General features: G+C 27.6%; 23 protein-coding genes. 19 read left to right on the top strand and 4 right to left on the bottom strand.

Going from position 1 to position 20,231, the window contains the following annotated elements; genetic code table 11:
• Positions 1 to 8 precede the first annotated feature (8 nt).
• Positions 9 to 782, bottom strand: a complete 774-nt coding sequence (locus tag I2H23_RS06285; RefSeq protein ID WP_092924621.1) for a metal-dependent hydrolase — start codon at positions 780 to 782, stop codon at positions 9 to 11.
• 356 nt (positions 783 to 1,138) lie between these two features.
• Here I2H23_RS06285 and I2H23_RS06280 point away from each other — a divergent pair, with 356 nt between their 5' ends.
• The 5 genes from I2H23_RS06280 to I2H23_RS06260 all read left to right on the top strand — a co-directional run bounded on the left by I2H23_RS06280 (position 1,139) and on the right by I2H23_RS06260 (position 5,018).
• Positions 1,139 to 2,812: a ribonuclease J gene (locus tag I2H23_RS06280; RefSeq protein ID WP_092924623.1), complete on the top strand. Its 1,674-nt coding sequence runs from the start codon at positions 1,139 to 1,141 to the stop codon at positions 2,810 to 2,812.
• Between the two features lie 56 nt (positions 2,813 to 2,868).
• On the top strand, positions 2,869 to 3,204 hold the full coding sequence (locus I2H23_RS06275) for a YlbF family regulator (RefSeq protein ID WP_092924625.1): 336 nt from the start codon (positions 2,869 to 2,871) through the stop codon (positions 3,202 to 3,204).
• 47 nt (positions 3,205 to 3,251) lie between these two features.
• On the top strand, positions 3,252 to 3,455 hold the full coding sequence (locus tag I2H23_RS06270) for a DUF503 domain-containing protein (protein WP_330615395.1): 204 nt from the start codon (positions 3,252 to 3,254) through the stop codon (positions 3,453 to 3,455).
• Positions 3,456 to 3,649: 194 nt separating this feature from the next.
• Positions 3,650 to 3,841 (top strand): CD1290 family small acid-soluble spore protein, encoded by a 192-nt coding sequence (locus I2H23_RS06265; protein ID WP_092924629.1) that lies wholly within the window; start codon positions 3,650 to 3,652, stop codon positions 3,839 to 3,841.
• A gap of 28 nt (positions 3,842 to 3,869) precedes the next feature.
• On the top strand, positions 3,870 to 5,018 hold the full coding sequence (locus I2H23_RS06260; protein ID WP_195581336.1) for a D-alanyl-D-alanine carboxypeptidase family protein: 1,149 nt from the start codon (positions 3,870 to 3,872) through the stop codon (positions 5,016 to 5,018).
• Between the two features lie 52 nt (positions 5,019 to 5,070).
• Here I2H23_RS06260 and I2H23_RS06255 read toward each other — a convergent pair whose 3' ends face one another.
• Entirely contained in the window at positions 5,071 to 5,964 is an 894-nt protein-coding gene (locus I2H23_RS06255) for a LysR family transcriptional regulator (RefSeq protein WP_166505812.1), read from the bottom strand.
• A gap of 196 nt (positions 5,965 to 6,160) precedes the next feature.
• Between I2H23_RS06255 and I2H23_RS06250 the strand changes: the two genes are divergently transcribed.
• The 7 genes from I2H23_RS06250 to scpB all read left to right on the top strand — a co-directional run bounded on the left by I2H23_RS06250 (position 6,161) and on the right by scpB (position 14,007).
• The gene (locus I2H23_RS06250) at positions 6,161 to 7,861 is read left to right on the top strand and encodes an FAD-dependent oxidoreductase (RefSeq protein WP_195581335.1); all 1,701 of its coding nucleotides are present in this window, start codon (positions 6,161 to 6,163) and stop codon (positions 7,859 to 7,861) included.
• A 21-nt stretch (positions 7,862 to 7,882) separates the two neighbouring features.
• Positions 7,883 to 9,061, top strand: a complete 1,179-nt coding sequence (locus tag I2H23_RS06245; protein ID WP_166505810.1) for a MalY/PatB family protein — start codon at positions 7,883 to 7,885, stop codon at positions 9,059 to 9,061.
• A gap of 167 nt (positions 9,062 to 9,228) precedes the next feature.
• Complete coding sequence (locus I2H23_RS06240; protein ID WP_092924639.1) at positions 9,229 to 10,788, top strand: AbgT family transporter; 1,560 nt, start codon at positions 9,229 to 9,231, stop codon at positions 10,786 to 10,788.
• A gap of 22 nt (positions 10,789 to 10,810) precedes the next feature.
• Positions 10,811 to 11,986 carry a M24 family metallopeptidase gene (locus I2H23_RS06235; RefSeq protein WP_195237294.1) on the top strand — a complete coding sequence of 392 codons (1,176 nt, stop codon included), beginning with the start codon at positions 10,811 to 10,813 and terminating at the stop codon, positions 11,984 to 11,986.
• Between the two features lie 160 nt (positions 11,987 to 12,146).
• Positions 12,147 to 12,734, top strand: coding sequence for a site-2 protease family protein (locus I2H23_RS06230; RefSeq protein WP_092924649.1), 588 nt, complete (start codon positions 12,147 to 12,149; stop codon positions 12,732 to 12,734).
• 15 nt (positions 12,735 to 12,749) lie between these two features.
• Positions 12,750 to 13,472, top strand: a complete 723-nt coding sequence (locus I2H23_RS06225; RefSeq protein ID WP_092924651.1) for a segregation and condensation protein A — start codon at positions 12,750 to 12,752, stop codon at positions 13,470 to 13,472.
• Positions 13,473 to 13,476: 4 nt separating this feature from the next.
• Positions 13,477 to 14,007, top strand: coding sequence for an SMC-Scp complex subunit ScpB (scpB, locus tag I2H23_RS06220; RefSeq protein WP_092924653.1), 531 nt, complete (start codon positions 13,477 to 13,479; stop codon positions 14,005 to 14,007).
• Between the two features lie 186 nt (positions 14,008 to 14,193).
• On the opposite strand, the gene I2H23_RS06215 is transcribed toward scpB, so the two are convergent.
• The gene (locus tag I2H23_RS06215; RefSeq protein WP_240275646.1) at positions 14,194 to 14,436 is read right to left on the bottom strand and encodes a small, acid-soluble spore protein, alpha/beta type; all 243 of its coding nucleotides are present in this window, start codon (positions 14,434 to 14,436) and stop codon (positions 14,194 to 14,196) included.
• A gap of 190 nt (positions 14,437 to 14,626) precedes the next feature.
• Here I2H23_RS06215 and I2H23_RS06210 point away from each other — a divergent pair, with 190 nt between their 5' ends.
• The 3 genes from I2H23_RS06210 to I2H23_RS06200 all read left to right on the top strand — a co-directional run bounded on the left by I2H23_RS06210 (position 14,627) and on the right by I2H23_RS06200 (position 16,240).
• Positions 14,627 to 15,226: a DUF2953 domain-containing protein gene (locus tag I2H23_RS06210; RefSeq protein ID WP_195237298.1), complete on the top strand. Its 600-nt coding sequence runs from the start codon at positions 14,627 to 14,629 to the stop codon at positions 15,224 to 15,226.
• Positions 15,210 to 15,602: a spore germination protein GerW family protein gene (locus tag I2H23_RS06205; protein WP_242977251.1), complete on the top strand. Its 393-nt coding sequence runs from the start codon at positions 15,210 to 15,212 to the stop codon at positions 15,600 to 15,602. The genes I2H23_RS06210 and I2H23_RS06205 overlap by 17 nt, the downstream gene beginning before the upstream one ends.
• A gap of 197 nt (positions 15,603 to 15,799) precedes the next feature.
• The gene (locus I2H23_RS06200; protein ID WP_092924659.1) at positions 15,800 to 16,240 is read left to right on the top strand and encodes a MarR family winged helix-turn-helix transcriptional regulator; all 441 of its coding nucleotides are present in this window, start codon (positions 15,800 to 15,802) and stop codon (positions 16,238 to 16,240) included.
• Positions 16,241 to 16,441: 201 nt separating this feature from the next.
• Here I2H23_RS06200 and I2H23_RS06195 read toward each other — a convergent pair whose 3' ends face one another.
• Positions 16,442 to 17,095: a TMEM164 family acyltransferase gene (locus I2H23_RS06195; protein ID WP_092924661.1), complete on the bottom strand. Its 654-nt coding sequence runs from the start codon at positions 17,093 to 17,095 to the stop codon at positions 16,442 to 16,444.
• A 211-nt stretch (positions 17,096 to 17,306) separates the two neighbouring features.
• Here I2H23_RS06195 and I2H23_RS06190 point away from each other — a divergent pair, with 211 nt between their 5' ends.
• From I2H23_RS06190 to I2H23_RS06175, 4 genes are all read left to right on the top strand, one after another.
• Positions 17,307 to 18,266, top strand: a complete 960-nt coding sequence (locus I2H23_RS06190) for a hypothetical protein (protein ID WP_207741702.1) — start codon at positions 17,307 to 17,309, stop codon at positions 18,264 to 18,266.
• An 11-nt stretch (positions 18,267 to 18,277) separates the two neighbouring features.
• Positions 18,278 to 19,561: an FAD-dependent oxidoreductase gene (locus tag I2H23_RS06185; protein WP_195581333.1), complete on the top strand. Its 1,284-nt coding sequence runs from the start codon at positions 18,278 to 18,280 to the stop codon at positions 19,559 to 19,561.
• Positions 19,562 to 19,656: 95 nt separating this feature from the next.
• Positions 19,657 to 19,872: a hypothetical protein gene (locus I2H23_RS06180; protein WP_195581332.1), complete on the top strand. Its 216-nt coding sequence runs from the start codon at positions 19,657 to 19,659 to the stop codon at positions 19,870 to 19,872.
• Between the two features lie 126 nt (positions 19,873 to 19,998).
• On the top strand, positions 19,999 to 20,214 hold the full coding sequence (locus I2H23_RS06175; protein ID WP_166505801.1) for a DUF4177 domain-containing protein: 216 nt from the start codon (positions 19,999 to 20,001) through the stop codon (positions 20,212 to 20,214).
• Positions 20,215 to 20,231 lie beyond the last annotated feature (17 nt).

Raw genomic sequence — 20,231 nt, 5'->3', positions numbered from 1 at the left:
TAAAATAACTAAAAGGGCCATAACATTGATAAATTTAATAAATTAAATTTATTTATTATAGTGAAAACTACTAATGTAGTTAAAATCATAATAAATATTATCTCTATAGCATTATTTAAAAAACCACCTACTTTAAAAAATCCTAGAGAAAACTTTTTATCACTAATAGGATATAAAAGAGGAATACCTGATCTTGTAAATAAATCTCCTAAAAATATATGACTAGCATAACTTATAGTTCCAAAAAATGATAAATTTAATATATTAGTTATTAGCTCGATTTGTTTTAATAAAAAATATACTATAATTATTGCAAATATACTGTGAGAAAAACTTCTATGTTTTAGCCAAGGAAATGTGGCAAGCATAAAGCAAAATATAGAAAAGTATATTTTAATATTAACTAAATAAAGACAAAATCCGAGAAGTATAAATATTAATGATATAAATACTTTTCTTAAGAAAGTATGATTAAGCTTTGACTCTATTATAAAAATAGATATAAATGTTATTAATGAGCTTAAAAAAAAGTTATCATTTATTTTAAGTGATATAAAAAATATAAATACATTTATCAAATATATTGTGATTTTTAAAATAAACTTAGAAGTATTCTTTTTTAAAAACATTTCAGATACTATTGAATTTGATTCATCTAAATCTGGTAGAATAGAGAAAAATGCAGATAATATGATATTAAAAATAGATATTGGTATATTAAATAATAATGAGGCTTGAATAACACTTAAAACACCTATAGTACAATGAGTTTTACCCCTCATAAAACCTCCCATTATAATTTAGATAAATATAATGCATATTTATCGCTAAATTTTATTTAATCAATACCTAAATAAAATGCATATTTAAGTATATAATTACAACTTTACTTAATTTGAACAAAGGATATATCCTTGGAGAAATGAGCAAAGCGAATTTTTATTTTATAGTTTGAGAATATCAGAATAATTTGACTTTGTCAAAATAATACAATAAATGTATTTCAAATACTACTTAATTTATTGATGAAATTATGGTACAATGATAATAACTGGTAAAGAGTGCGTGAATCGATATTATTTAAAATTTTAGAACGTGTTGAAATTTTAATAAAAACTGAATAGACATAGAGGAGATGATGCAGTTGTTCAAAAAAAGCGCCAATAAGATAAAAGTAATGGCACTAGGCGGTCTTAACGAAGTCGGCAAAAACATGACAGTTATCGAATACAAAGATGAAATAATTGTTATAGATGCGGGGTTAAGTTTTCCAGATGATGATATGTTAGGGGTAGATATAGTTATACCAGATATAACTTATTTAATCAAAAACAGAGATAAAATAAAGGGTATATTCATCACACATGGACATGAAGACCACATAGGAGCGCTTCCTTATATACTTAAAAAAATTAATGTACCTGTGTACGGTTCTAAGTTAAGCATAGGTCTTATACAAGTTAAGTTAAAGGAACATAAGTTAAATAACGTTAAGTTAAACGTTACTACACCAAGACAAATAATAAAGTTAGATCATATGGATGTTGAATTCATAAGAAATAATCACAGTATACCGGATGCTTGTTCTATAGCTGTTCATACAGATCAAGGAATAATATATCATACAGGTGACTTTAAAATAGACTTAACACCTATTGATGGGGATGTAATGGATATGCATAGAATATGTGAGCTAAGTAAAAAAGGTATACTTTTAATGTTAGCTGATAGTACTAATGCTGAAAGACCAGGATCTACATTATCTGAAAAGACAGTAGGATTAGGATTATATGATTTATTTAGAAAAGCTGAAAATAATAGAATAATAGTTGCAACATTTGCATCTAATATACACAGATTGCAACAAATAATAAATGCAGCAGAAAGATTTGGAAGAAAAGTTGCAGTTTCAGGAAGATCTATGGTAAATGTAGTAGGCGTTGCTAGTGAATTAGGATATTTAGACGTACCTGAAAATATGCTAATAGATCTAAACGATCTTCACAGATATGAAGATAGTGAAGTAGTTATAATAACTACAGGTTCTCAAGGAGAGCCAATGTCAGCTCTTGCTAGAATGGCAAGTTCTGATCATAAGAAAGTGGAAATAAGAAATGGAGATTTTATAATAATATCAGCTCATCCAATACCAGGAAATGAGAAATTAATATCTAAAGTAATAAACTGCTTATTTGAAAAAGGTGCAGAAGTTGTGTATGACGAAGTAGACATACACGTATCAGGACATGCTAAGCAAGAAGAATTAAAGTTAATCCATAGATTAGCTAGACCTAAGTTTTTCATGCCAGCACATGGTGAGTATAGAATGCTTAAAAAACATGCAGAACTAGCAGAAGAATTAGGTATGCCTAGTCAAAATATATTTGTAAATAAAACAGGAGATGTTTTAGAAATAGATAGAAATTCAGCTAAGGTAACAGGAACTATACAAACAGGAAATGTATTAGTTGATGGATTAGGTGTGGGAGATGTAGGAAACATTGTTTTAAGAGATAGAAAGCATTTATCAGAAGATGGACTTATGATAGTTGTAGTTACTATATCTAAAGAAGAAGGAAGAGTATTAGCAGGACCAGACATAATATCTAGAGGATTTGTATATGTAAGAGAGTCTGAAGATTTAATGGATGGAGCTAAAAATGTTATAAAAGATGTATTAAGAGACTGCGAAGATAAAAATATTAAAGAGTGGGCTTATTTAAAAAATAGTATAAAAGAAAACTTAAAAGAATATTTATACCAAAGAACAAAGAGAAATCCTATGATACTTCCTATAATAATGGAGGTATAATTAGAAAAGATTGAATATAATTTATTATATTCAATCTTTTTTTATGGGGGGAAACTATGTCAGTAAAAGATAGCGCTATGAAATTAGCAAATGAAATAAGAAATAGTAAGGAATATAAAGACTTTAGAAAAAATATGAATGAAGTAAAAAAAGATAAATCTTGTGAAAAACTTTTAAAGGAATATCAAGATATTCAAATTAAAGCACAAGGATATGTACTAAGAAACCAAGAGGTAGATAAAAAAGTCATTATGAAATTAGAATCTGTAGGAAAAAAGGTATCTAATAATAAAAAATTATATAACTACTTAAATAGTGAGCAAAAATTTAAATCTATGATGGATGATATAAATAAAATACTTGCTAAAAGTGTTGAAAAGGATTATAAATAGAAATACTATTAATAAATTTCATAGACTCACTAAGGAGAAAATAATATATGAAGATACTAGTCTTAAAAATAAGTTTAAGAGCAAATTGGGTTCATTCCCTTAAGGAAAAAAGAATGATAGTAAAAAGTATAATAAAAAAACTACAAAATAATTTTAATGTATCTATTATAGAAGTAGATAATCAAGATGTTCATCAGATAATATCAATAGGAATATGTAGTATAAGTTTAGAATTTAGTATGTGTGATTAAATAAAAGAAAAAATAATAAACTTTATAGAAGATAATACTGATGCATTAATGTTTGAAATAGAAGAAGAAATAATAAATTACTAAAAAGGACTTAAAGTTAAGTCCTTTTTTTATTACAAAAAATAACAATCATAAATACCTTATATTAGTAAAAGATAAAAACATATAGAAATTTACTAATAGGAGGTAAAAATATGAGCAAGCAAAATGCAAAAAAAGCTCTAAAGCAACTAAAAATGGAAGTTGCAGCTGATTACGGGATGACTTATGATGATGCATTTGAAATAATAGAAAATGCACATGTAAATGAAGTTTTAGCTAATCATTTAAAAAGAGTAGAAGAACATAAGACTTATTTTTCTAACAAATTAAATAATCAAAATTAATATAACTTAAGCATAAGAGGTGTATAATATGAAAAAGCTAGCTAGTATATTAGTTGCATTTATAATGGCTATTATACCTATTAATACAAGTTTTGCAAATGATACGGGAAACATAAATGTATCCTCAAAATCCGCAGTACTTATGGATGTAGGTAGCGGAAAAGTTTTATATGAAAAACAAGCACATGAAAAGTTGCCACCAGCTAGTGTAACAAAAGTAATGACTATGCTTTTATGTATGGAAGCACTAGAAAGTGGTAAGCTAAAATTAACAGATGAAGTGCAAATAAGTGAAAATGCATCTAGTATGGGTGGAAGTCAGATATTTTTAGAAGCTGGAGAAGTACAAGATGTAGATACGTTAATAAAAGGTATAGCAGTAGCATCAGCAAATGACGCTTGTGTAGCTATGGGAGAACATATTGGAGGAAGTGTAGAAGGCTTTGTAGATATGATGAATAAAAAGGCTAAAGAATTAGGTATGAAGGATACTAACTTTGTAAACACTAATGGTCTTCCAGTTGATAATCACTACACTACTGCTTATGATATAGCTTTAATGTCTAGAGAGCTATTAAAGCATGAAGCTATAAGTAAGTACCTTACAACTTGGATGGACAAGGTTGTAGTAGGAAAGAAAAAGGTAGAAGTAGGACTTGCTAATACTAATAAGATGGTAAAACACTATCAAGGTACAACAGGTGTTAAAACAGGATTTACACAACAGGCAAAATATTGTTTATCTGCATCAGCTAAAAGAGGAAATACTCATTTAATAGCAGTAACATTATGTGCAGAAACTTCACCAGAAAGATTTAAAGATTCTTCTAACTTACTAAACTATGGATTTGCAAATTATGAAAGTGTTAATCTTTGTACAAAAGATGATAAAATAGCAAACATAAAGATAGATAAAGCTGAAGATGAAAATATAGAATTAGTTGCAAAAGATGATTTAAGCCTTTTAATCAAAAAGGGTGGAAATAAAAACTTTGAAAGAAAAGTTAAGTTAAATGAAAACCTAAAACTTCCTATCAAAAAGGGAAGTGTACTTGGACAGATGGAAATATATCAAAATAAAAAGTCTATAGGGAAAGTGGACTTAGTAAATAATAAAGATATAAATAAAGCTGGATATATGAAAATGCTACAAAGGGTTATAGAAAACATGTTTTAAAAAATAGGTGCCTTAAACAACTTTTATAGTTAGAATAAGGCACCTATTTTTACTAATAACAAAAACATCTAGATTTAGATGTTATAAATTTCATAAAAATTTCTTCTGATTTACTGAATTTATGATTTTTTCTATAAGATATATAATAATTAAATTTAGTATCTAATTCTTTTACATCAACTTTTTTTAGAGTTTGATTTCTAAGTTCTTGTCTAATTGTAATTTTAGGAACAAAAGAAAGTCCTCTACCAGAAACTACAGATTGTTTTATTGCTTCAGGGGAATTAAATGAAAATATTATATTTAGTTTATCAACATCTAAACCATTTTTTCTAAGTATATTCTCTAAATTAAGCCTAGTAGCAGATGAATCTTCTCTCATTACTATTGGTATATTATAAATATCATCTATAGATATTTTATTATAAGTAGAATCTGGACTTGCAACTAAAACAAGTTCATCAGAAAGTATAGATACACATTCTAAGTCATTAGGAACAGATGATTCTTGAATTATTCCTAAGTTTAGGGTCATATCTTGTATTTTTTTTATAATTGAAAAAGTACTATCTATATGCATGGATATATTTATATCACTGTATATTTGTTTAAAAGTATATAAAGTACAAGGAAGGGCATAGTCCCCCATACTCCTACATGAACCTATATTTAAATCAGTATTTCTTTCTTCAAGTTTTTTTAAAGAAAGATGTATATTATCTTCAAGTGCTAATATAGCATCTGCATAATCATAAACTATCTTACCTTCTTCAGTAAGTTCAACGCCTCGACGTCCTCTATTTAATAGACATACTCCAAGAGTATTTTCAAGACTTTGGATTTGCATACTAAGACCAGGCTGACTTAAGTGAAGCATCTTAGCAGCTTTAGATATACTTTTAAATTTAACAGTATTGTAAAACGAACGTAAATGTATAAGATTCATAAACACTCTCCTAAAAGTTTTTCAAATAAATGATAATTAATTCTTACAATAAATACATTATATAACAAAACGTTATCATATATAACAAATACTTATATAAAATGATATAAAAACTATGTTAATATTTAAATATGAACTTGATATAAAATTAACGAGTAATTAATATTATAAAAAATATTTCAAAGAGGTGAAGAAATTGAGTAGGAAAATTTTAATAGTAGGTGGAGTTGCAGGTGGAGCTTCAGCTGCTGCTAGGCTTAGAAGACTTAATGAAAATGATAAAATAATAATGTTTGAAAAAGGGCCACATGTATCTTTCTCAAATTGCTGTTTACCATATCACTTAAGTGAAGTTATAGAGGATGCAGAGTCTTTAGTTCTTATGCAACCAGATAAGTTCTTTAATCAATATAGAATAGATGCAAGAATAAATAATGAAGTTATAGATATAGATAGAACAAATAAAAAAATTAAAGTTAAAGATTTAATAAATAATAAAGAATATGAAGAAAGTTACGATAAATTAATATTATCTCCTGGTGCAAATCCAATAGTACCTAATATACCTGGAATTGAAAATATAAATGTATTTACAGTTAGAAATGTTGTTGATATAGCAAAATTAAAATATTTTGCTAATAAGTCATATGAAAATAAAGTAACTGTAATAGGTGGAGGATTTATAGGAGTTGAAGTTACTGAAAATCTTAGAGAAGCTGGATATGATGTAACATTAATAGAAGCATCTAAGCAAATAATGAAGCCATTTGACTATGATATGGTACAAATACTTCATAAAGAGTTAGATGATAAAGGAGTTAACTTAATATTAGAAGATAAGGTAGTAGCATTTGAAGATGGACATACTGTTTTAAATTCAGGAAGAAAAATAAAGTCAGACGTAGTTATTATGGCTATAGGAGTTACTCCTGATAATAAGTTAGCTAAACAAGCAGGGTTAGATATAGGTGAAAATGGATCTATAAAGGTAGACCATAATTACTGTACAAATGATAAAGACATATATGCAGTAGGGGATGCAATAGAAGTATATAACGCTTTAACTCATAGAAAGACTAGATTGCCACTTGCAGGGCCTGCTCAAAAACAAGCAAGAGCTGTTGCAGATCATATAAACAATATTCAAGTTAGAAATACTGGATTTATAGGTTCTTCAGTTATAAAAGTATTTGATTTAAATGGAGCATCTACTGGTCTTAATGAAAATATGATAAAGGAATTAGACATTAATATAGACTATGAAGTTGCAAGGGTTATACCTTCAGATAAAGTTGGATTAATGCCAGGAGCAAGTCCAATGCACTTTAAATTAATATTTGAAGTACCAACAGGAAAAATACTAGGAGCACAAGCTATAGGTAAAGGAAGTGTAGACAAAAGAATAGATGTTATAGCAACTCTTATAAAATTTGGTGCAACTGTAGAAGATTTAAAAGATTTAGAGTTATGTTATGCACCAACATTTTCAACTGCAAAGGATGTAGTAAACCATGCTGGATATGTAGCATCTAATTTACTTAACAATACATTTAAGCAAGTACCTGTTACAAAGGTTAGAGAGCTAGTAGAAAATGGGGAATATATAATAGATGTTAGAGAAGAAAATGAATTTGAATTAGGTCATGTAGTAGGGGCTAAAAACATACCTTTAAGTCAATTAAGAGATAGATTAGATGAAATACCAAAGGATAAAACATTATATGTACACTGTAGAAGTGCACAAAGAAGTTATAATGCAGTATTAGCACTTAAGCAGTTAGGATTTGAAAATGTATATAATATAGCTGGAAGCTTTTTAGGTATATGCTTATATGAATATTTTAATGATAAGACTAAAAATAGAAAGCCTATAGTTACACAATATAATTTTAATTAGGGGACAATTTGGAGGAGTAATATGATATATAATTTCGATGAAATAATGGATCGTAGTAACAATTTTTCAGCAAAGTATGATGAGGCTAAAAATAAATTTGGGAGAGATGATATAATACCTCTTTGGATTGCTGATATGGATTTAAAAACAGCACAGCCTATAATAGATGCAATAATAGGAAGAGCTAATCAAGGGATGTTTGGATATGTATCAAGACCAGAAAGATACTTTGAATTAGTAAGAGAGTGGCAATTAAAGAGAAATAATTGGGATGTTGATACAAAGTATATGGCACATGCTACAGGAGTAATGCCAATGATGTGTCATTTTATGAGAGAGTTTTTAAATGAAGGTGATAAGGTTATAGTTCAACCACCAGTATATTCGGAATTCTTTACAGCTGTAAAAGATTGGGGAGGAGAATTAGTATACAATCCTTTAAAGCTAGTAGATGGAGATTATCAAATGGACTTTGAAGACTTAGAAAAGAAGCTTAAAGATGGGGCTAAGTTTTTAATAGTTTGTAATCCTCATAACCCAGTTGGGAGAGTTTGGAGTAGAGAAGAACTAACTAAACTTGGTAATTTATGTTTAGAAAACAATGTTATGGTTATATCTGATGAAATACATTCAGACTTAATATTATTTAATAACAAGCATATACCAATGGCATCTATAAATGAAAACTTTAAAAAGAATACTATAACTTGTATGTCAGCTACAAAGACTTTTAATTTAGCAGGTCTTCAAGTATCAACTACAGTATTTCCTAACTTAGAAATGAAAAAGATATATGAAGATGTACAAGGAAAGTTGGATTCTAAAAGAAACAATGCATTTAGTGTAGTGGCAAATATGGCAGCTTATGCTCATGGTGAAGAATGGTTAGAGCAATTATTAACTTACTTAGAAGGTAATGTTGAGTTTATAAATAACTTCTGTAAAGAACATATACCACAAATAAAGCCAAATACTCCAGACTGTACATATTTAATGTGGCTAGATTGTAAGGATTTAGGGCTAGAGGGAGATAAATTAGTTGATTTCTTTACAAATGAAGCTAGACTTGGATTAAATGATGGAAGAAGTTTTGGAATAGGTGGAGAAGGCTATATGAGATTAAATGTAGCTTGTTCTAGAAAGTTATTAGAAAAAGCTATGAATCAATTAAAAGAAGCAGTAGATAAGAAAAACTTATAGGGGAGTATAGGTTTTAAAATAAGGGATTATAGCTAGTTTAGTTATAATCTCTTGAAAATAAATTTATCTAAGAGTTAATGATTTATATAACTAATAATAATTTTGCTCAAAAGGAAAAGGGTTTTATACATTGTTTTAAATAAAATTTTATAATACGGGGGTTTATTATGGAAATTAAAGCACAGGCAAAGTCAAAAAAGAGCTTTCTTTTAAGATCTTTAGACACAGTTGAAAGAGTAGGTAATTCGCTACCTCATCCAGCGACAATATTTATAATATTAACAGCAGTTGTAATATTAGGATCAGCTATTGCAAGTAGTATGGGTCTTTCTGTAAGTTATGATGCTTATGACCAAGCAACTGGAGCTATAGTTGAAACTCAAGTTGTAGCAGAAAGTTTACTATCACCAGATGGTATTAGATATATGTTTACTTCTATAGTATCAAACTTTACTAGCTTTTTTGCACTAGGACCAGTATTTGTAATAATACTATGTGTTGGAGTTGCAGAAGGAACAGGATTTTTATCAGCAGCCTTAAGAAAAGTAGCAAAAGTTACACCAAAGAAGATGGTTACAGCTATGATAATATTCTTGGGAATAATGTCAAATGTAGCATCATCTACTGGATATGTTGTATTAGTTCCATTAGGAGCAATAATATTTATGAGTTTTAAAAGACATCCAATCGCAGGTATGGCAGCAGCATTTGCAGGAGTATCTGGAGGATGGAGTGCAAACTTACTTATAGGTACAAATGACCCAATGTTTGCAGGTATATCAACAGAAGCTGCAAATATGATAAATCCAGAATACTTTGTTCAACCAACAGCTAACTGGTACTTTATGATAGCATCAACTTTCTTAATAGTAGCAGTAGGAACATTTGTAACAGAAAAAATAGTAGAGCCAAGACTTGGAAAATATGTATCAGATGAAGACGCAGTAGTTGAAGATATAACAGACCTTGAAAAAAGAGGTATGAAGTGGGGAGTATTATCATTAATAGTTTATATAGCATTTATAGGATTATTAGTACTTCCTCAAAATGGAGTACTTAGAGACCCAGAAACTGGTTCAATATTAACTTCACCATTTATGAGTAGTATTATACCTATAATGGCATGTTTATTTTTGGTACCTGGAATATTCTATGGAATAGGAGCTAAGGTTATAAAAAATGATAAAGATGTTATAGAGTTAATGATAAAAGGTGTAACTAGTATAGCAGGATTTTTAGTTTTAGTATTCTTTGCAGGACAATTTATAAAGTTCTTTGACTATTCAAAGCTTGGAACTATAATGTCAGTTAATGGAGCACATTTCTTAGAAAATACAGGCTTTGTAGGATTACCACTTATAATATGCTTTATAGTTTTAACAGCTCTTTTAAATATAATAATAGCTGTTGACTCTGCTAAATGGGTTTTAATGGCTCCAATATTTGTTCCTATGTTTATGCAAATAGGATTATCACCAGAGCTTACTCAATTAGTATTTAGAATAGGAGATTCATGTACTAATGTTATAGCACCACTTATGCCATTCTTTGCACTTATAGTGGCCTTTTGTCAAAAGTATGAGAAAAAAGCTGGGGTTGGTACATTAATAACAACAATGTTACCATACTCAATAGCATTTTTAATAGGATGGACGTTATTATTTATAGTTTGGTATACATTTGGTTTACCAATAGGACCAGGATCACCATTATTTTATGGAGCATAATATAAATTAGGAGATAGTGAATATGAAACCTAAAGTTCAAAAAATAAAGAGATTATTAAGAGAAAATAATATTGATGGAGTTATAGTAAACTCTCCGGAAAATTTTACTTATATAACAGCTTATTCTTCACATCAACATACAGTATCTAGACAAGCACATTTTGCTGTAAGTGTATTAGATAACAAAGAAGAAAGTAGGGCTATAGCTATAGGAATGGATTTTGAAAGTGAAGCATTTTCTGATTATATGGACTGTATAGTTAAAAAATATAGTACATGGGTTGGGGGAAAAACTTTTGAAGAAGTTTTAGCTAATAAAGAAGTTGTATCTAATAAAACTTTTGTAACTTCATTAGATGTAGTAGTTGAAAGTATAAAAGAATTAAATCTTGAAGATAAAAAAGTAGGTATAGAACTTGATTTTATATCAGCAACATATTTTGATTCTTTAAAGAGAGCTCTTCCTAATGTGGATTTTGTAAATGTTTCTAATTTATTTATAGAAGCTAGAAGTGTTAAAGAAGATGATGAAATAGAATACTTTAGAAAGTTAGCTAGAGTAGCTGATGAGGCACTTTTACATACAAGTCAGTTTGTTAAAGAGGGAGTAAGTGAAAGAGAACTGTTTGATATATACTGTAAAAAGGTAATGGAATCAGGAATATGCTTCCCAAGTGGATGGTCATCATTTTGTGCAGGTGAAAATTCAGGAAGACTTTGTCGATCTACTGATAGGATAATAAAAAATGGAGATGTAGTAAAATTCGACGGGGGGGTAAATGGAGACACTAACTTTTATACAACAGATTTTTCTAGAAGTTGGATAGTTGGAGATGCTCACCCAGTACTTAGTGAGTTAAAGCAAAGATTAGTTGAAGCTCAAAGGCTTATGATAGATTCAGTTAAACCAGGACTTGGTTTTGATGAATTATTCTCAATAGGATTTAATTATGTAAAAGAAAAGTATAAGTTCTATGAAAGAGGTCATCTAGGACATAGTATAAGTATGGGACCTCAAACGGCAGAGTCACCATTTATATCATTAAGCGAAAAAAGAAAGCTAGAAGTTGGTATGATACTTTGTATAGAAACACCATGTTATATATCTGGATTTGGTGGATTTAATATAGAAGATATGATATTAGTTACAGAAGATGGTTGTGAAGTATTAACACCACTTACACCACATTATAAATAATATATAAATTAAAAAGGCAGCTATTAATAAATAATTAGTAGCTGCCTTTTAATGTAATAGATTAGTGGTTAACATATAAGTATCTGATTATACAAAAGTTTTGATTATGAATTAATTACTTGATATAATAAAATTAAAACTAAATATAGGAGATGAAAAAATGAATTTAGATTATATATTGTCAACGGTAGTTGCAATTGCTGTTGCTATAAGCGTTCATGAGTTTGGTCATGCGTATTCGGCACACTTACTGGGGGATGATACAGCTAAGATGTATGGAAGAATGACTATAAATCCAGCTAAGCATATAGACCCTATTGGGCTTTTAATGATGATTATATTTAAAATAGGTTGGGCAAAACCTGTTCCTGTTAATCCAAATAATTTTAAAAACTACAAGATAGGAAATGTGTTAGTTTCATTTTCAGGAGCTATAGCAAACATTATAACTGCTATAATATGTGTGCTTATAAATAAGTATATAAATATGTATGCTATTAATTTAATAGCTTCTATGACTATGATATATAATGTAGGTTTTGCTGCATTTAACTTACTTCCTCTACCTCCACTTGATGGATGGGGAATAGTATCAACATTTATACCATATAAATACAATGAATATGTTTATAGATATGAAAATATGAGTAGTATAATATTTTTAGTTTTAATATTTACAGGATTAGTTGGTATATTTGTAGAACCAATAAGAGATATAATAATTAACATAGTATTTTTATTTGCATAATTTAAGAGGTAATCCATGAAGTATAATATACATTTACAGGTTTATGATGGACCACTAGATTTATTATATGATATGATATCTAAGCAAAAGATAGATATAAAGGACATATCAATAATAGAAATAACAAAACAATACATAAATTATATAAAAATGCTAGAGAAAATGGACTTAGAGGTAACTAGTGAATTTATAACAATGGCATCTAAGTTACTTCAAATAAAATCTAAGTATTTATTATATAAACAAAAAGAAGATGAAGAAAGTGTTGACCCTAGACTTGAATTAGTAGAACAATTAGAAGAATATAAAAAGTTCAAGCTAGCAACAGATTCTATAAAAGATAACATAACTTATATAGATGAATTATTCTTTAGAAAAAAAGAAGAAATAATAACAGATGAAAAAGTAGAATTAGAAGATATATCTATAGAGGCTATAAAAAATATACTTCCTTTAATACTTAAAGTAAAATCTGTTGAAGATGAAAAAGTAGAAGATAAAAGATTAGACAAAATAGTAAGAGGTAGAATAATACCTGTTGAAGAAAAGATATCTTTTATAAGAAGTATAATAGAAGTAGAAAAAGAAGTAAGATTTACAAAGATAATAGAGTCTTGTGATAAAGATGAAGTTATAGCAACATTTTTATCTATATTAGAAATGATAAAAGGAAAAGAAGTAATAGTAGAACAAGACTTATTCTTTGATGACATAATAATAAAGAAAAGCTCGGAGTGATAAAATGAGACGTGAAGATATTAAAAATATTATAGAAGCTATAATGTTTGCTTACTCAGAACCTATAAGTATTGGTGAGCTAAATAGTATAATAAATGAAGAGCTATCAAGCAAAGAGATAGAGTTAATGTTAAACTCTTTAATAGAAGAGTATAAGGAAAACAATAGAGGTATACAAATAATAAAATTAGAAAATAAATACCAAATGACTACTAACAAAGAGTATGCAGGATTTATAAAAAAATTATTAGAACCAAAAAAAAAGAAAACACTAAGTCAGGCAACTCTTGAAACACTAACTATAATAGCCTACAAACAACCTATAACAAAGGTTGAAGTAGAAAATATAAGAGGAGTAAAATGTGATAGAGCAATATCTGTTTTACTTGAAAATGAACTTATAAAAGAAGCTGGAAGGTTAGAAAAAATAGGGAAACCTATAATATATAAAACTACTGATGAGTTTTTAAAATTACTAAGCATAGAAAGCTTAGATGATTTACCACCATTAAATGAAGAAAAAGAAATCCAATAGGTTTATCCTATTGGATTTTTTACATTCAAGATAATTATATTAAGTATAAAACTATTGATAACTCATAAAGGTAAGATATTTCAATAGCTTTGAAAATGTAAAAAATAATATTTTAAGCAACGGACAAAGTCGTTGGCGATATGAGCGAAGCGAATTTTTTTAATTATATTAATTTTAATAAAAAACTTACTTTTCTTTATACATCTTTAAAAGTATTTCTTCGCCTTTAGTAACTAATGATTTAGTCATAGCTCCTCCAACTAGCTCTCCAGCAAGAACATTCTTAGATATCCCTTCTAGTGTGTTTTGAGGGGCATTACTTTCAATTTTATCACTAACTTCATTGTAGTTAAATCCTTGTTCATTAGCAATTTCCATTTTAAGCATATTTAAAGCTTGTTTTGCATTTTGGTTAATTGGTTTATTCATAGAATACATCCTTTCATTTGTTGTATTTATAAAATAGGATATACGTAATTTAAAATATAATACAAGATATTAAAATTCTATATAAAAGTATATGAAATTACTGCTTATATAACTTTATATTTAAATTAATATCTGTATTTTTTTGTATATATATTCAATATTTAGAAATAATAAAACTATGAGATACAGTGTGTTATTAATTATTTGTATAGTAATAGTATTATTACTAATACTATTTAACTCAAAGTTACATATATTAATCATTTCTAAAGTAAAGAATGAACATATAAGGGTAGATTTAAGGATAAAGTATTTCTTTAATATAATAAATATAAATATACCACTTTATCCAACTAATAAAAAATGTACCAAAACTAAGAAGGGAGAAATTAAAAGAAATAGAAGCATATACAATTCAAATTTAAAAGAAATAAAAGTAGTATTTGGGTTACTAAAAAGAGTTAAGATAGAAGAAATATATATAGATATAAATTTCGGCAGTGAAAATATACCTTTTACAAGTTTTATATATGTACTTATAAATTTTATTTATTCTAGCATAATAAACATTATAAACTCTAATAAGGTATATTTAAATGTAAAACCAGATTTTACTAAAAACTTTATAAATTGTGATTCAAAGATAGAAATAAAACCGACAATAAAAGATATAATAATAATATCGATTGCTATATATAAAATTTACATTAAAATTAATAAAGGTAAAAGGAATGGTGGTAATATTGAAATCGACAAACTCAATAAAAAGTCTTATGGAGACAACATTTGAAACTATTAAAGGCTCAATAGATGCAAATACAGTAATAGGAGACCCTATAAAAACAGATACAACAGTTGTTGTACCTATATCAAAAATAACAATAGGATTTGGTATAGGTGGAGGAGATTACTCTAGAGGTCCACATAAAGAAAATAGAATTTCAAAAGTAGAATGGGACAATGAAACAAACTTTGCAGGAGGAAGTGCAGGAGCCATATCTATACAACCCGTAGCATTTGTAGTAGTTGAAGATGGTGAAACAAGACTTATGAGCTTAGATAACAATATAAATATGGTAGACAATATATTAGCAGTTACACCAAAGGTTATAGAAAAAATTCAAAAGTTATCTAAGAAGGATGATTTAAACAAAAAACAATGCTAATAGTAAGTAAATTAGGGCTATCTAGAGTTTAAAATAAATAAATTATAGATAGCTTTATTTTAGCAAATACTTTGAAAGCAAATAATTTAATTGGTAAATATTAAAATTGTGTAGTATAATAAAGTGTATAGTTAAAATACTAACTAATGTAGAGGGTATTATAGGGTGTATAGAGCAAAATTTCGAGGTGAAGAGCTATGAACAACAGAGAAATTTCTACATTAATGGTGGACAGTATGAATGACTTTGCTAACTTAGTAAAGCTTATAAGTGCGGAGAGGGTGCAACATGATAGTGTTTTAACAGAGAGGCAATTTGTTACATTAAGCAGAATAAATATGCATAAAAAAATCGAGCTTAAAAATTTAAGTAAAGATTTATATGTATCAACTTCTAGTTTATGTATATTATTAAACAAATTGGTGGAACAAGGATATGTGTACAGAGAAGAAGATCCAAAGGATAGAAGAAATACTTTCTACTGTATAACTGAAAAAGGGCATGTTTTAATCAAAGCTGAAGTAGACCATTTACTAGATGTAATAGGTCATAGAATAGAAAAGTTAGATGAAGATAAAAAAGAAAGGTTATACAACTGTATGGTTGAATCAAGCGTTATATTTAAGGAATTATTATAAAATAAAATAAAAAATCATACCAAATTATGTTATAATGAAAATAACCTAAGATTTTTATTTTCTTCTTACATTTATTATTAGGAAATAAAAGTATATTTGCTCGCTAAATTAGCGAGCATTTTTTTACATGCAATTAAATTATCTTAAGCATAAATCTATTGATAACTCATGAAAATAATATATATTAATAGGTTTAAAAATTTACCTTTTAATATTAAAATTAAATTTATCAAATAAAAGTACTGGTATATATACTATATTAGTTGAAATTATAAATACAATGATATTTAAAATATTAAAATTGGAAAAATCACGATTAAAATTAAAGTTTGTAAAAATATTTAAGAAAAATAAAAATGAAAAATATATTATACAAGTAATTAAATTATCTTTAATAGCACTAGAGCTTACCTTAAATTTTCTAACTTCTATTAGATATACATTAGCATATACTAATATCATTTTAGAAAATATAAGTAAGAAATAAAGTATATTTGGAAACCTATAAGGAATACTTTTAAAAAATATTATCTCACCTATAGAACAAACCAAACTCCATGAAAAAAATACATTAAACAATTGATATCTTTTAAAATATAAAATTGCTATGCAAATATAAGAACAAAATCGACCTGGTCCAATAGGTAGTGAATTTAATGTATCATAGCCTCCCATAGATATTAATGAAACTTGTTCAGATACTATTTCTAATATAATAAGTGCACATATTACTTTCTCAACAATATAACTATAAGGTAATAAATTTTTAGTAAGCTTTGGACAAACATATAGAAATATTGAAAATAATAAAAGTATAGTTAGATGTTCTTTAGAAAAAATGAAATCTCCATTCATAAATAACTCTCCTAAGATAAATTTAATAAAATCAAGTATACGGCATATCCAAAAATTTTATATATACTAAAGTATATTTTGAGGCTACAAAAATAGAAGTAATAAAATTTGTATTAATTTGTGGTAGTGTAACAAAAAAAAATTAAAATAATAAATTGATAATATACTATTCAAGACATTAAAAAATAAACAATTTAAGGATGTGAATATATTGAAAAAGGGTAGTGGGAAAATATGTGCAGATGCTGGGAGCAAGTATTGCCCGTGTCATCTTGCTTACTCAGGGGATTGTATAAAATGTCCTCTTATAAGAGGAGAAAAATGCTCAAGTTGTTCATGGCAAGGAGTATGTATTTATAATGAACTTAAGCATAGCGAGAATTCAAAAATTAAACAAAGAGAAGAATATATCTGTGATATAAAAGATATAAAAGAAATTAAGGATAATGTATACCTTATAAAAATACAAGTTCCTAAAAATATCATAATAGATTTAAAAAGCCCAGGCGCTTACATGCTTATTAAGGGGATAGACAAGGATAGAGATATATTTAACACGCCTATATCTGTTATGGATGTGGATGATAAAGAAAACATACTAGAAATAATCATAAAGCCAGTAGGAGTAAAGACTAAAAATATAATAAACTTTAAAAAAATAAGAGTAAAAGGACCGTATTTTAATGGAATATTTGGGATTAAAGAAATAAAATCTACATCCGGAGAAAATGTAGTTGTAATAGGCAATGGATTATCTTTAGTAAACTCTATAAATGTAGTCAAAAGACTTATAGAGAATAATAACAAGGTAGAAGTGTTTATAAATAACCAAGCAGATATATTAGATGAAGTAGTAGATAAGTTAGAAAAATTAGGAATAAATGTATATATAACTGATATAAATGAAAATAAAGACTTCTTATTAGACTATATAAAAAGAAATGATATAAGCCTAGTGTATTCAGCTGGAGGCAATAGATTTAATAAATATATTATGGATATTGTAGATGAATACAGCAAAGATATAAAATTTGCTATATCAAACAATAACTTAATATGTTGCGGTGAAGGAATATGTGGTGCTTGCATAATCAATGTAAATGGAGAAAAAGTTAAATCTTGTAAGATGCAAATAAACAGTAGAGATTTTTTAAATTCTAACAATGTATAGGGGGAGTTGTAATGCCTAAAGTAGTTGTTATTGGTGGTGGATGGTCAGGATGTGCTGCTGCCATATCTGCTAAAAAAGCAGGTGCTGATGTTACCGTATTAGAAAAAACAGACTTATTAATAGGTCTAGGTAATGTTGGTGGAATAATGAGAAATAACGGAAGATATACAGCAGCAGAAGAAGCAATAGCACTAGGTGATAGAGAGTTATTTGAAATCACTGATAAATATTGTACTCATAAAGATATAAATTTCCCAGGACATGATCATGCTACATTGTATAATGTAACAAAGGTAGAAAGACAAGTAAGAAATAAATTAATAGAAATGGGAATAGACGTTAGATTATTTAGCAGAGTTGTAGATGCAGAGGTTGAAAACGGTAATATAAAAGCTGTAATTTTAGAAGATGGAGAAAAAGTATATGGTGAAGCATTTGTTGAAACAACAGGTTCAGCAGGTCCTATGGGTAACTGTACAAAGTATGGTAATGGGTGTGCAATGTGTGTACTAAGATGTCCATCTTTTGGAGGAAGAGTGAGTATAAGTGAAACTTGTGGATTAGAAGATATGATGGGAAGAAGAAATAATGGTGACTTTGGTGCATTTAGTGGTTCTATGAAATTATTAAAAGAATCTTTAAGTGAAGATATACAAAAGGAATTAAATGAAAAAGGATGTGCAGTAATAGCGTTACCTGATGAACTTAAAAATGAAAAGAAGTTAGACTTAAAGGTATGTCAACAATATGCTCTACCTGCATTTTCTGATAATATAGTTTTACTAGATACAGGTCATGCAAAACTTATGAGTCCATTTTTTGCTATAGAAAAACTAAGAAAAGTTAAAGGCTTTGAGAATGCTTGTATAGTTGACCCATATGCTGGTGGTAAGGGTAATTCTATTAGATATTTATCTGTAGCTAAAAGAGATAACTATATGAGAGCTAAAGGTATAAATAACTTATTTGTTGGTGGAGAAAAATCAGGATTTTATGTAGGTCATACAGAGGCAATATGTACAGGAAGCTTGGCAGGACATAATGCAGCTAGAAGCTGTGTTGGAATGTATTTACTTCAACTTCCAACTAATTTATTAATAGGTGATTTTTTAGCTTATTCTAATAATGAAATGCACAAAGAAGGTGGAGATAAGTTAAGATTTACATTTGCAGGAAGTATTTATTTTAATAGGATGAAAGAGCTAGGATTTTATACTATAGATAAGGATGTTATAAGGGATAGGGTTAGAAAGGCTAGTTTGGAAGGAATATATGATAAGAAGGTTATAGGTTAGGCATTTTGCCTAGCCTTTTTTATAAGGATTATATAGTTGCGAAAGTTAAATTTCTGTATAGAATATATATTATAAAAGGGGTGGAGGTGATATATATGAAGAGACTAAATAATTATATAAATTTTGGGTTGTTATTTAATGTTATTTTCTTGTTAGGAAATTGCACTAATTTACTTCCAGAGTTTATAAAAGGGATATGTGTTGGATTAGGTTTTACATTAATATTTATTGGGATATATTCAGAAACTCATGATGTATCTAAAATAGGAAAATACAAAAAAAGGGTACTTAATAAATTACTATCAAAATGATATTTTATTTATTATATAAATTTAAATAGATACTATTATTTTATAAGATAGGAGCATTTGCTTCTATTTTATTGTTATATATTACCTGTAACAATTGCTATAATTAAATAAAGGGGGGGAAGTTATATGTATGAGTATAAATTTATAAAAGTGCCATTAAAAAAAGGATGGAATATTAAAACTGGTGATACTTTTGAGGAATGTAAAAATACTATTCAAGAAGAAGTAAAAAATGGATGGAGATTAAAGCAAGTTATTGTTCCAGTAAATGAAAATACTGGTATAGCACCATATCAAGCATCATATTGTTATCAAATTATTTTTGAAAAAGAAATAAAATAACTATTTGAAACAATAAA

This window comes from Romboutsia sp. BSD2780061687b_171204_C1, assembly GCF_015560225.1.
GTDB classification, from domain to species: Bacteria; Bacillota; Clostridia; order Peptostreptococcales; family Peptostreptococcaceae; genus Romboutsia_C; species Romboutsia_C hominis.
This window is presented reverse-complemented; position numbering and strand designations above follow the sequence as displayed.

Excerpts from the sequence above, each read along its gene's own strand:
- I2H23_RS06255 (WP_166505812.1), bottom strand. The coding sequence starts at position 5,964 with ATGAATCTTATACATTTACGTTCGTTTTACAATACTGTTAAATTTAAA.
- I2H23_RS06245 (WP_166505810.1), top strand. The coding sequence starts at position 7,883 with ATGATATATAATTTCGATGAAATAATGGATCGTAGTAACAATTTTTCA.
- I2H23_RS06200 (WP_092924659.1), top strand. The coding sequence starts at position 15,800 with ATGAACAACAGAGAAATTTCTACATTAATGGTGGACAGTATGAATGAC.
- I2H23_RS06235 (WP_195237294.1), top strand. The coding sequence starts at position 10,811 with ATGAAACCTAAAGTTCAAAAAATAAAGAGATTATTAAGAGAAAATAAT.
- I2H23_RS06270 (WP_330615395.1), top strand. The coding sequence starts at position 3,252 with ATGAAGATACTAGTCTTAAAAATAAGTTTAAGAGCAAATTGGGTTCAT.
- I2H23_RS06280 (WP_092924623.1), top strand. The coding sequence starts at position 1,139 with ATGCAGTTGTTCAAAAAAAGCGCCAATAAGATAAAAGTAATGGCACTA.
- I2H23_RS06275 (WP_092924625.1), top strand. The coding sequence starts at position 2,869 with ATGTCAGTAAAAGATAGCGCTATGAAATTAGCAAATGAAATAAGAAAT.
- I2H23_RS06265 (WP_092924629.1), top strand. The coding sequence starts at position 3,650 with ATGAGCAAGCAAAATGCAAAAAAAGCTCTAAAGCAACTAAAAATGGAA.
- I2H23_RS06285 (WP_092924621.1), bottom strand. The coding sequence starts at position 782 with ATGAGGGGTAAAACTCATTGTACTATAGGTGTTTTAAGTGTTATTCAA.
- I2H23_RS06185 (WP_195581333.1), top strand. The coding sequence starts at position 18,278 with ATGCCTAAAGTAGTTGTTATTGGTGGTGGATGGTCAGGATGTGCTGCT.
- I2H23_RS06180 (WP_195581332.1), top strand. The coding sequence starts at position 19,657 with ATGAAGAGACTAAATAATTATATAAATTTTGGGTTGTTATTTAATGTT.
- I2H23_RS06205 (WP_242977251.1), top strand. The coding sequence starts at position 15,210 with ATGGAGACAACATTTGAAACTATTAAAGGCTCAATAGATGCAAATACA.
- I2H23_RS06240 (WP_092924639.1), top strand. The coding sequence starts at position 9,229 with ATGGAAATTAAAGCACAGGCAAAGTCAAAAAAGAGCTTTCTTTTAAGA.
- scpB (WP_092924653.1), top strand. The coding sequence starts at position 13,477 with ATGAGACGTGAAGATATTAAAAATATTATAGAAGCTATAATGTTTGCT.
- I2H23_RS06260 (WP_195581336.1), top strand. The coding sequence starts at position 3,870 with ATGAAAAAGCTAGCTAGTATATTAGTTGCATTTATAATGGCTATTATA.
- I2H23_RS06195 (WP_092924661.1), bottom strand. The coding sequence starts at position 17,095 with ATGAATGGAGATTTCATTTTTTCTAAAGAACATCTAACTATACTTTTA.
- I2H23_RS06225 (WP_092924651.1), top strand. The coding sequence starts at position 12,750 with ATGAAGTATAATATACATTTACAGGTTTATGATGGACCACTAGATTTA.
- I2H23_RS06175 (WP_166505801.1), top strand. The coding sequence starts at position 19,999 with ATGTATGAGTATAAATTTATAAAAGTGCCATTAAAAAAAGGATGGAAT.
- I2H23_RS06230 (WP_092924649.1), top strand. The coding sequence starts at position 12,147 with ATGAATTTAGATTATATATTGTCAACGGTAGTTGCAATTGCTGTTGCT.
- I2H23_RS06215 (WP_240275646.1), bottom strand. The coding sequence starts at position 14,436 with ATGAATAAACCAATTAACCAAAATGCAAAACAAGCTTTAAATATGCTT.